This window comes from Micromonospora sp. NPDC127501, assembly GCF_040302185.1.
Classification (GTDB): Bacteria; Actinomycetota; Actinomycetes; order Mycobacteriales; family Micromonosporaceae; genus Micromonospora.
On sequence record NZ_JBEORJ010000007.1, the window covers coordinates 108183 to 119212 of the forward strand.

The 11030-nt window shown below is 70.9% G+C and carries 9 protein-coding genes; 8 read left to right on the plus strand and 1 reads right to left on the minus strand.

The genetic code is table 11. From position 1 onward, the window contains the following. Positions 1-7: 7 nt before the first annotated feature. Entirely contained in the window at positions 8-481 is a 474-nt protein-coding gene (locus ABTW72_RS18070) for a hypothetical protein (RefSeq protein WP_350860131.1), read from the minus strand. A gap of 544 nt (positions 482-1025) precedes the next feature. Between ABTW72_RS18070 and ABTW72_RS18075 the strand changes: the two genes are divergently transcribed. The 8 genes from ABTW72_RS18075 (at position 1026) to ABTW72_RS18110 (ending at position 11026) form a co-directional block, all read left to right on the plus strand. Then, complete coding sequence (locus ABTW72_RS18075) at positions 1026-2204, plus strand: ROK family protein (RefSeq protein ID WP_350860133.1); 1179 nt, start codon at positions 1026-1028, stop codon at positions 2202-2204. Between the two features lie 133 nt (positions 2205-2337). After that, positions 2338-3846, plus strand: a complete 1509-nt coding sequence (locus ABTW72_RS18080) for a sugar ABC transporter ATP-binding protein (RefSeq protein WP_350860486.1) — start codon at positions 2338-2340, stop codon at positions 3844-3846. Next, positions 3843-4970, plus strand: a complete 1128-nt coding sequence (locus ABTW72_RS18085) for an ABC transporter permease (protein ID WP_350860135.1) — start codon at positions 3843-3845, stop codon at positions 4968-4970. Before ABTW72_RS18080 ends, ABTW72_RS18085 begins: the two co-directional genes overlap by 4 nt. Before the next feature lie 97 nt (positions 4971-5067). After that, entirely contained in the window at positions 5068-6120 is a 1053-nt protein-coding gene (locus ABTW72_RS18090) for a substrate-binding domain-containing protein (RefSeq protein WP_350860137.1), read from the plus strand. Between the two features lie 54 nt (positions 6121-6174). After that, complete coding sequence (locus ABTW72_RS18095) at positions 6175-7350, plus strand: Gfo/Idh/MocA family protein (RefSeq protein ID WP_502892223.1); 1176 nt, start codon at positions 6175-6177, stop codon at positions 7348-7350. Positions 7351-7993: 643 nt separating this feature from the next. Further along, positions 7994-9160: an inositol-3-phosphate synthase gene (locus tag ABTW72_RS18100; protein WP_350860140.1), complete on the plus strand. Its 1167-nt coding sequence runs from the start codon at positions 7994-7996 to the stop codon at positions 9158-9160. Continuing rightward, entirely contained in the window at positions 9144-10103 is a 960-nt protein-coding gene (locus ABTW72_RS18105; protein ID WP_350860142.1) for an SCO3242 family prenyltransferase, read from the plus strand. Before ABTW72_RS18100 ends, ABTW72_RS18105 begins: the two co-directional genes overlap by 17 nt. After that, positions 10100-11026 (plus strand): sugar phosphate isomerase/epimerase family protein, encoded by a 927-nt coding sequence (locus ABTW72_RS18110; RefSeq protein WP_350860144.1) that lies wholly within the window; start codon positions 10100-10102, stop codon positions 11024-11026. Before ABTW72_RS18105 ends, ABTW72_RS18110 begins: the two co-directional genes overlap by 4 nt. The last annotated feature ends 4 nt before the right edge of the window (positions 11027-11030 follow it).

The window sequence follows — 11030 nt, forward strand, 5'->3', positions numbered from 1 at the left end:
CCGATCGTCAGCTGCAGGCTGAGGTGAGGCACCAGCCGTTGAGCGTGACTACTTGCAGGTCGTTCACCTTGTGCCAGCCGGGGTAATATTTGTTACCCACGCTGTCGTAGTAAATGTAACCGCTGGGCACCTGGAATCCGTCGGTGTCCCGGAAGTCGTAGTAGTACCTGGAATCGGATGCGCTGCCCTGGCCGGCCGGCAACCACATCGTCTTGCTGTTGGTCGGCCAGTTTCCGGAAAGCTTGATGGATCGGCCGAGCCGGTTCTTCACCTCGCCGCAGAAGATGCCGGCGGTGCAGTTTCCGAGGGTGCCAAAGTCGCCCTCAGCAGCGCTGGGAGCGGCCTGCCGGACGGGTGCTGCGGCCGCAACACCAAGGTCGGAGCCGGTCGACGACGGCGCCGCCTGGGCTGCCGATGGTGAGAACAGCGCGATGAACGCTACTGCGGACACGGCCGCGACAAAGCGCGTCGGTCGATTCATTTGGGTCCTTCCCGTCGGGGTATTCGGGCACGCCAGAACGGAAGGTCATCGCGATTGGATAATTGCGGTGCGCGACTCGCCCCGTCGCTGTCGATGCCCAGGAACGTTAACGACCATGTAGACGACTGTCAACGTCCTTTGCAATTGCGGCGACGGTGGAACCGGCGAGTTGGCGTGCCCGCTGGCATGCGTCTCGGTGGCGTATTCGCTGCTTGAGCGCATCGATACCGATTAACACCGATGATGGCCGATGATGGTGGCGCTCGCCCGTCGGGCGCGCCCGGAGGCTGGCGTCGGCGCGGTGAGGTACGGGGCGGGCTCGGCCGTCGCCTCGCCCGGTCGATGGGTGCCGGTGCGGCGAGGGTGCGCAGCGAAGTCGGTCCATCCCGTCGCAAGCGCGACCGAAACTTCTGTCCGTTTGAGCAAAAGTTAGCGTCGGAACAGCCGAAGCTCTGGACAGGCGATCCGACCGCTCCTACTGTGTCGGACACAACACATCGACATTGCGTCGATGTGAACGCTGCCAAAGAAGAGGGGGCCCCGGGTGCGCACCGCCGACCCCTTACACGTGCGCCTGTTGCGGCTGCTCCGCGACGAGGGCGCCGTGTCCCGGGCCGAGCTGGGCGACCGGCTCCAGATGCCGCGTCCACGCATGCTGGCCGAGCTGGATCGCCTGGTGACGCTGGGTTATGTGGCCGAGGCCGGGCTCGCCGCTTCCCGCGGTGGGCGTCGCTCCACTCTTGTCGAGCTGAACCCGAAGCTGCGCTTTGCCGCGGTCGACCTCGGCGCCAGTTCGATGGACGTCGAGGTGGTCAACGGCCGCCTCGAACCGGTGGCGCACTACGCCGAGCCAGCCGACATCCGCAACGGCCCGAAGGTGACCCTGCAACGGGTCAATGAACTGCTGCACAAGGCCCGGGTCGACGGCGCGTACGAGCGACTGGACGCGGTCGGCATCGGCGTACCCGGCCCGGTCAGCTTCCGCGACGGCGTTCCGGTCTCACCACCGATCATGCCGGGCTGGGACCGGTTCCCGGTGCGTGAGCTGCTCAGCCGGGAACACGGCTGCCCGGCGGTGGTCGACAACGACGTCAACATCATGGCGATCGGCGAGCGGCACGGTGGGGTCGCCCACTCGGTGGACGACTTCCTCTTCGTGAAGATCGGTACCGGCATCGGATGCGGCATCTACCTCACCGGCGAGGTCTACCGGGGCACCGACGGATGTGCCGGCGACATAGGGCACATCCAGGTCGACTCGCACGGTCCGATGTGTTCCTGCGGCAACGTCGGCTGCCTGGAGGCGCTGTTCAGCGGCGCCGCGCTGGCCAAGGACGCCGCAGCCGCCGCCCGCAGTGGCACGTCGCCGGCGCTGGCCGAGCGGCTGGCGCTGCGGGGTGTCGTCACCGCGCTGGACGTCGCCGAGGGCGCCGTCGAGGGCGACGTGACCTGCATCCAGTTGATCCGCGACGGCGGACGGCGCGTCGGCGGAGTGCTCGCCGGCCTGGTCAGCTTCACTAACCCGTCCATGATCGTGATCGGTGGCGGGCTGGCCCAGCTGGGCCACATCCTGCTCGCCGAGATCCGCAGTGTGGTCTACCGCCGGTCACTGCCGCTGGCCACCGGCAACCTTCCCGTCGTCCTGTCCGAGCTGGGCGGCCGTGCCGGCGTCGCCGGCGCGGCGGTGCTCGCGAGCGACGTCGCCTTCGGGGAAGCCGCATGAAGCTGTTCGAGATTCCGTCGTGAGCGAGGAGGAGACTGTGGCTCTGCCCGAGGATGACCCCGCCACCGCGTCGGCCGAGGCCGTCGCCGAGGCGCCGCTGGTCGAGGCTCCCGCCGACACCGCCGCGGGCGAGGTGGTCCTGCGCCTCACCGACCTGGTGAAGACCTTCCCCGGCGTACGGGCGCTTGACGGCGTGCAGCTCGAGGTGCGTGCCGGCGAGGTGCACTGCCTGCTCGGGCAGAACGGCGCCGGCAAGTCCACCCTGATCAAGGTGCTCGCCGGGGTGCACCAACCGGATTCCGGCCTGGTGGAGTGGCGTGGCGAGCCGGCCACGTTCGCCAACCCGCAGGCCGCCATGAAGGCCGGCATCGCCACCATCTACCAGGAGCTCGACCTCGTCGAGGACCTGTCGGTGGCGGAGAACGCGTTCCTCGGGCACGAGTACCGCAACTTCGGGTTCGTCCGGCGTGGCCAGATGGCCCGGCACACCCGGCAGATCCTCAGCCGGCTCGGCCACGGTGAGATCCCGCCGGGGCGGATGGTCCGGTCCCTGCCGGCGGCGGGCAAGCAGATCGTCAGCATGGCGCGCGCGCTGTCGCACGAGGCCCGACTGATCATCATGGACGAGCCGAGCGCGGTGCTGGCCCACGACGAGGTCGGCAACCTGTTCCGGATCATCCGAGAGTTGACCGCGCAGGGCATCGCCGTCATCTACATCTCCCACCGGTTGGAGGAGATCCGCGAGATCGGCGACCGGGTCACCGTACTCAAGGACGGCCGGACCACCGCGGCGAACCTGCCGGCGCGGGACACCCCGACCCGCGACCTGGTGAGCCGGATGACCGGCCGCACCATCGAGTACGTCTTCCCGGACCGGCCGACCGACGACACCGCTGGCGCCGACCTGCTTCAGGTGGACGGGTTGACCCGCGCGGGCGAGTTCGCCGACGTCTCGCTGAGCGTGCGTGCCGGGGAGATCGTGGGCATCGCGGGGCTGGTCGGCTCCGGCCGCTCCGAGCTGCTGGAGACGATCTACGGTGCCCGCCTCCCGGAGGCCGGCACGGTGCGGATGGACGGGAAGGTGCTGCGTCCCGGCGTCGGCGCCGCGGTGCGGTCCGGCATGGGGATGGCCCCGGAGGAACGCAAGAGCCAGGCGCTGCTGCTCGGCGAGCCGATCTACCGCAACGTCACGCTGGCCACCTTCGGCCGGTACTCGCGGCTCGGCTTCACCAACGCCGCCAAGGAACGCGCCGAGGCGGACCGGATCGCGGAGACCCTGGAGCTGCGGCCCCGGGACGTCGACCGGCCGGTACGCACGCTGTCCGGCGGCAACCAGCAGAAGGTGGTGGTCGGGCGGTGGCTGCTCGGCGGCACCAAGTTGCTGCTTCTCGACGAGCCGACCCGGGGCGTGGACGTGGGCGCCCGGGCCGAGCTCTACCAGGTCATCCGGGCATTGGCCGCTCAGGGCGTGGGGGTGCTGCTGGTCTCCAGCGAGGTGCCCGAGGTGCTGGGTCTGGCCGACCGGGTGCTGGTGATGCGGGAAGGGCGGGTCGTCCGCGAAGCCGCGGCCGGCGAACTCGACGAGAACACTGTGCTTGACCTCGTGATGGCGGGGTCCTTGATGGAAGGCGCACCGGCATGAGCGACGCGACTCCCACTCCCACCGCGACACCGGAGCGCCCGCAGCTTCCGGCGCAGTCGCCGCCGGTGGATCCGGCGGAGACGGCGGTGGCCAGCGACAAGGCAGGATCCGGGGGCAAGCTCTCCTGGTGGCGGGGTGACGGTGGCGACGGCGCCAAGCGCAACCTCGGTCTGATCGGGGTGCTGGCCGCGCTCATCGTGGTCGGCGCAATCACCAAGCCCGACCTGTACGGCGACCCGAACTGGGTCTGGAACAACGTCCTGGCCATTCTCCAGTTGGCCTCGGTCGTCGGCGTGGTCACTGTCGGGATGACCTTCGTGATCATCGGTGGTGGCATCGACCTGTCGGTGGGCGCGATCGTCGCGCTGGCCGGGGTCTGGTGCACCACGGTCGCCACCCAGAGCTACGGCGCCGGCGGCATGATCTTCACCGCCCTCGCGGTCGGCATCTGCGTCGGCCTCGTCAACGGTGTGCTCATCTCGTACGGGCGGCTGGTCCCCTTCATCGCGACGCTCGCGATGCTGGTGGCCGCGCGCGGACTCGCGGCATCGATCTCCAACAAGCAGACCCAGGTGTCGAGCAGCACCTTCATCAACGACATCGCGGCGCGCAAGGTGATCGGGATTCCGATCCTCGTCTACATCCTCGGCGCGGTCGTGCTGGCCGGCTGGGTGCTGCTCAACCGGACGACCTTCGGCCGGCGGACCATCGCCGTCGGCGGCAACCCGGAGGCGGCCCGGCTGGCCGGCATCAACGTCCGGCGGCACACCATGCTGCTCTACGCGCTCTCCGGTCTGTGCTGCGGCATCGCCGCCATCATGCTCACCTCGCAGGCGACCTCGGCCCAGGCGGCGATGGCCAACCTGTACGAGTTGGACGCGATCGCCGCGGCGATCATCGGCGGGACGTTGCTCAGCGGCGGCCGGGGCACCATCGTCGGTTCGCTGCTCGGCGTCATCATCTTCGCCACCATCACGAACCTCTTCGCCATCAACGGCCTCTCCATCGAGGCACAGAACATGGTCAAGGGCGGCATCATCGTCGCAGCCGTCCTGGTCCAGCAGTTCCAGTTCAAGTCCGTCACTCGGCTCCTCGCGCGGAACAGGGTCACCACCGCAACCTGACGCACCGCACCGTTGTCCTGGCGACGTCGAGATCTTCGACGGTGGCCGGGCCTCGCACACCCTCAATAAGTCACATCCCGCTCCCAGGAGGTCATTCATGACCCAGCACAGTCGCGACCTGTCGCGCCGCCGGTTGCTCTTCGGTGGAGCCGCGGTAGGCGCTGCCACCCTCCTCACCGCCTGCACCAGCAACGAGACCCCGGCTGCCAGCACCCAGACCAAGGCCGCCGGAAACAGCGAAGGCAACAACGCCCCGGGCAAGAAGGTCGTCATCGGCTTCTCCGCCCCGGCCGCCGACCACGGCTGGATGGGCGCGATCCACGCCAACGCCAAGGCGCAGGCCGCTGCATACTCGGACGTGGAGTTCAAGGAGGTCGACGGTGGCTCGAACTCCGAGGCCCAGCGCTCGACTCTCGGCACGCTGATCGCCCAGAAGCCGGACATCATCGTCGTGCTGCCGCACGACGGCAAGGAGGTCAACGCGGTTGCCCTCCAGGCGATGCAGGCGGGCATCCCGATCGTGAACCTCGACCGGGCGTTCCCCGACGCGCTGGCCTCGCGGCTGGTCATCAAGGGCGACAACTACGGCATGGGCGTCTCGGCCGGGCACTACATCGGCAAGATGCTCAAGGACAAGGGCGTCGCCAACCCGGTCATCGGTGAGATCGCCGGTCTGGAGATCCCGCTGACCGTCGAGCGCAGCGAGGGCTTCAAGGCCGCCCTGGCGACCTACGGGTTCACGGTGAGGAACCGACGCTCGGCCGAGTTCACCTCCGACAGCGGCCAGCGCGAGGCGGCCCAGCTGCTCCAGGCGCTGCCGAAGATCGACGCCATCTGGAACCACGACGACGACCAGGGCATCGGTGTGCTCGCGGCCATCAAGCAGGCCAACCGGTCGGAGTTCTTCATGGTCGGCGGCGCGGGCTCCAAGCTCGCGATCGACGCCATCAAGGCCGACAACACCGTGCTGAAGGCCACTGTCACCTACAACCCGTCGATGGCCTCGTCGGCGGTCTCCCTCGCGCGACTCATCGCGCAGGGCCGGGGCCTGGGCGACCTGACGGAGCTGCAGGTGCCCAAGGAAGTGACCCTGGCCTCGGAGACGATCACCAAGGAGAACGCGAGCAGCTACGACAAGCTCGGGTTCTGACATACCGGGGGGAGACCCACCTTGTCCACGACAGACAGAGAACTGCGGGTCGGCATGGTCGGCTACGCGTTCATGGGCGCCGCGCACTCACAGGCGTGGCGGACCGTGAACCGCGTCTTCGACCTGCCGGCACGGGCCCGGATGGCGTTGATCTGCGGCCGAGACACAGCGAAGGTGGCTGACGCCGCCGACACACTCGGCTGGGACGCGTACACCACCGACTGGCGTGACCTGATCAACCGGGACGACATCGACGTCGTCGACATCTGCACCCCGGGCGACAGTCACGCCGAGATCGCTCTCGCCGCGTTGGCCGCAGGCAAGCACGTTCTGTGCGAGAAGCCGTTGGCCAACTCGGTGGAGGAGGCACTGGCGATGACCGCTGCGGCGGACGTCGCCCGGGCCGCCGGAGTGCGGTCGATGTGCGGGTTCAACTACCGCCGGGTCCCCGCGGTCACGATGATGCGCCAGTTGGTCGCCGACGGACGGCTCGGGGTGATTCGACACGTCCGTGCGACGTACCTGCAGGACTGGATCGTGGACCCGCAGTTCCCGCTGGTCTGGCGGTTGCAGAAGGACAGGGCGGGCTCCGGCGCGCTCGGTGACATCGGTGCGCACATCATCGACCTGACCCAGTTCGTCACGGGTCAGCGGATCAGTGGCGTCAGCGCGGTCACCGAGACCTTCGTCAAGGAGCGGCCGTTGCCCGCCGAGTCGAGCGGTCTGGCGGCCTCGGTGGACGGCCACTCGGCGCCCACCGGGACGGTCACCGTCGACGACGCCGCGGTCTTCGTGGCCCGGCTCGACGGTGGCGCCCTGGCCACGTACGAGGCGAGCCGCTTCGCGACCGGCCGTAAGAACGCGCTGCGCGTCGAGATCAACGGCTCGCTGGGCAGTGTGGTCTTCGACCTGGAGCGCCTCAACGAGCTGGAGTTCTACGACGCGACCCGCCCGGCCGTGGAGCAGGGCTTCAGCCGCATCCTGGTGACCGAGGGCGAGCACCCGTACATGTCGGCGTGGTGGCCCCCGGGCCACATCATCGGCTACGAGCACTCGTTCACGCACGAGATGCGCGATTTCATCGAGGCGGTCGCCACCGGTGTCGACCCGACTCCCTCCTTCGCCGACGCGTTGCAGGTCCAGCTGGTGCTGGACGCGGTGGCCCGCTCGGCGGAGCTCGGCTCCTCCTGGGCCGAGGTGGAACCGACGCTGACCGCGGCGGCCGTCTGACCATTGACCATCCGCGGCGGCGGTGTTCGCACCGCCGTCGCCCGACCGGCTTTCCGAAGCCGACCGGCGAGGGACCAGCCACGGATTGCGCCCCGTGGCCGGGACAGAGGTCGGCATCGGAGAGCGTGCAGCCGGGCCCTACGGCCCGGTGGCGCACGAGCAGGACGGTCGTCCGGTGCGACCGGACCGGGATTCCCCGGCCGCACCGGAGGACCGCCACCACCGGTGACCTCCGGAGGACCTGATGACACCGCCCGCCGCCGCCCCCACCCGTACCGCATCCGCTCGCCGATTCCCGGCGGGTCGTGGTTCGGTCGGTGTTCCGGTGGGCGCGGCGGCCTGAGACGCCCGGCCAGGGCATGCCAGTGCCCCGGCCGGCCGGATGCGGGGGAGGCAGGGTCGAGACGCCGACCCGACCCTGCCTACCAGCCCCGTCTGCTCGCACCTGCCGGGATCCGGTCCGGCGTCGTCGCCGCCGACGCCGACGTCGGAAGCCGGTGCTGTTCCGGTGCGGGGCGAGCGGACGGGGCCCATCCACCCGGCCCGAAACTTTCCGAAACCGGGCCGTATCTTTCCGAAACATATTCTGATATTCCTATATTTAGCGCTACCGACGGTTCCTCGTGAATGGGGAAGGAGCACCATGCGAACAGGTGTCTGGCTGGTAGGGGCGCGCGGTTCCGTCGCGACCACCAGCATCGTCGGGGGGCTCGCGCTGCGGGCCGGCCTGGCCGGGTCCACCGGCTGCGTCACCGAGCTTCCCGAGCTGCGCGGTCCGGCCCTGCCGGCCTTCGCCGACCTGGTCTTCGGCGGACACGACCTGGCCACCACTCCACTGTGCAAGCGCGCCGAGGCCCTCGCTGACGCCGGTGTCATCCCCTGGCGGCTGGTCGCCGCGCTCCGCGACGAGCTGGGCGTGGTCGAGCAGGAACTGCGCCCCGCGCCGGTCGGCGACACCCAGGCCTACCGGGCCGAGGCCGTTGTCCGCGACCTGACCAGCTTCCGCGAGCGGCACGAGCTGGACCGGGTGGTGGTGGTCAACGTCTCCGCCACCGAGCCGGCCCCTCGACCGCACCCCGCGCACGCCGACCCGGTCGCGCTACGCGCCGCCCTCGACGGTCCGGACGAGGTGCTGCCGGTCAGCTCCCTCTACGCGTACGCCGCAGTGCTCGCCGGCTGCCCGTACGTCGACTTCACCCCGTCCACCGGGCTGCGGCTGCCGGCGCTGGCCGCGTTGGCCGAGGAGGCCCGACTGCCGTACGCCGGGCACGACGGCAAGACCGGGGAGACCCTGGTCAAGTCGGTGCTCGCGCCGATGTTCGCGATGCGCAACCTGGCCGTGGGCTCCTGGTCCGGGGTCAACCTGCTCGGCGGTGGCGACGGCGCCACCCTCGCCGACCCGGCCGCGAACGCGGCGAAGGTGCAGAGCAAGCAGCGGGTGCTCGGCGAGACGCTGGGCTACGTCCCGCAGGGCGGCACCCGCATCGAGTACGTCGAGGAGCTGGGCGACTTCAAGACCGCCTGGGATCTGATCACCTTCAGCGGATTCCTCGGCACCGGCATGCGGATGGAGTTCACCTGGCACGGCTGCGACTCCGCGCTGGCCGCGCCACTGGTGCTCGACCTGGCCCGACTCACCGCCGCCGCGCACGCCGCCGGGCAGGTGGGGCCGCTGGCCGATCTGGGCTTCTTCTTCAAGGACCCGCTGGGCGCGCCCACCCACTCGCTGGGTGAGCAGTGGGCCCGGCTGACCGCCTTCACCCGGCGACTGCACGACAGCGGGGACGGTGACCATGACAACGTTGGCTGATCTCGCCGAGCTGGTCCGGGCGCCGGCCGCGCTCTCGGTGCCCGGTGACGTGATCGCCGGGGCCGCGGCGGCCGGCGCGTTGAGCCCGCGTACCCCCGCCCTGGCCGGTGCCTCGGTGCTGCTCTACTGGGCCGGCATGGCCGCCAACGACTGGGCCGACCGGCGTCTGGACGCCGAGGAACGGCCCGAGCGGCCGATCCCGAGCGGGCGGGTCACCCCGGCCGCCGCGGTCGGTCTCGCGGCGGGCCTCACGGCCGCCGGCGTCGGCCTGGCCGCCGCCGTGGGCGGTCGCCGCGCCGCCGCGCTCGCCGTGCCGTTGGCCGCCACCATCTGGGGGTACGACCTGCTGGCCAAGAACACCGCGGCCGGCCCGGCCGTGATGGCCGCCTGCCGAGGGCTGGACGTGCTGCTCGGCGCGTCCGGCGGCCGGATGACCCGGGCGTTGCCGGCGGCGGCCACCGTCGCCGCGCACACCTGGACGGTCACCGCGCTGTCCCGCCGGGAGGTCACCGGCGCCGACGCCACCCTGCCGATGCGCACCCTCGCCGGCACCGCGCTGGTCGCCGCCAGTGCCGCCGTCGCCGTGCCGGGCGCCCGACGCACAGCCCGCCGAACGACGAACCAGACCGGGGCCACCGACCGGGCCGAGACCGTCGGCGGGACCGGCGTGCGCGCGGGACGCGGCCGGTCGGCCACTGTCGCTGCGGTGCTGCCCGCAGTGCTGGCCGGCTGGTACGCCGCCCGGTACGGCGCGGCCCAGGCCGAGGTGGTCCGGGACCCGTCGGCCGGGCGGGTCCGCGCGGCCGTCGGCGCCGGGATCACCGGGTTGCCAGCCCTCCAGGGGGCCCTCACCGCACGGGGTGGAGCAGGTCTGCTCGGGGTGGCCGTCGCGGCGGCCGCGCCGCTGGGTCGACGGCTGGCCCGGAAGGTCTCCCCGACATGAGCGTCCCCGAGCCCCGGCCCGGTACGCCGGCCGCCGACGCGACCACGCTGCGCCTCGGGTACGGCACGAACGGCTTCGCCAACCACCGCCTCGACGACGCGCTCGCCGTCATCGCCGACCTCGGCTACGACGGGGTGGCGCTCACCCTGGACCACGACCACCTGGACCCGTTCGCGCCCGGGCTCACCCGCCGGGTCGCCGCTGTCGGTCGACGGTTGGAGTCGCTGGGCCTGGCGGTGGTCATCGAGACCGGTGCCCGCTACCTGCTCGACCCGTGGCACAAGCACGCCCCGACGTTGCTGCACGACGACCCGACCCGGCGGATCGAGTTCCTGCGCCGGGCCGTGCGGATCGGCGCCGACCTGGGCGCGGACGCGGTCTCGTTCTGGGCCGGTGTCCGACCCGAGTCGGTGTCACCGCAGTGCGCCTGGGACCGGCTGGTGGCCGGCTGCGCCACAGTGGTCGACGCGGCCGACACCGCCGGCGTCACCCTCGGCTTCGAACCGGAACCGGGCATGCTGGTGCAGGACATCGCGGACTGGCGTCGGCTGCACGCCGCTCTCGACAACCCGGCCCGCTTCGGCATCACCCTCGACATCGGTCACTGCCGGTGCCTGGAGCCCTGGCCGGTGCCGCGGTGCGTCGCCGAGGTGGCCGACCACCTGGTCAACGTGCAGATCGACGACATGCGCCGGGGCGTGCACGAGCATCTGGAGTTCGGCGTCGGGGAGATCGACTTTCCGCCGGTGCTGGCCGCCCTGGCAGCCGCCGGCTATCAGGGGCTGGTCGCGGTGGAGTTGCCCCGCGACTCGCACGCCGCACCCGCCGTGGCGGCCCGGTCGATCGAGTTCCTGCGCTCCGCCGCACTGGCCGGCCGTGCGAAGGACGAACTGCCCGCAGACATTCCTGGGGTGCCTGCGTAGCAAC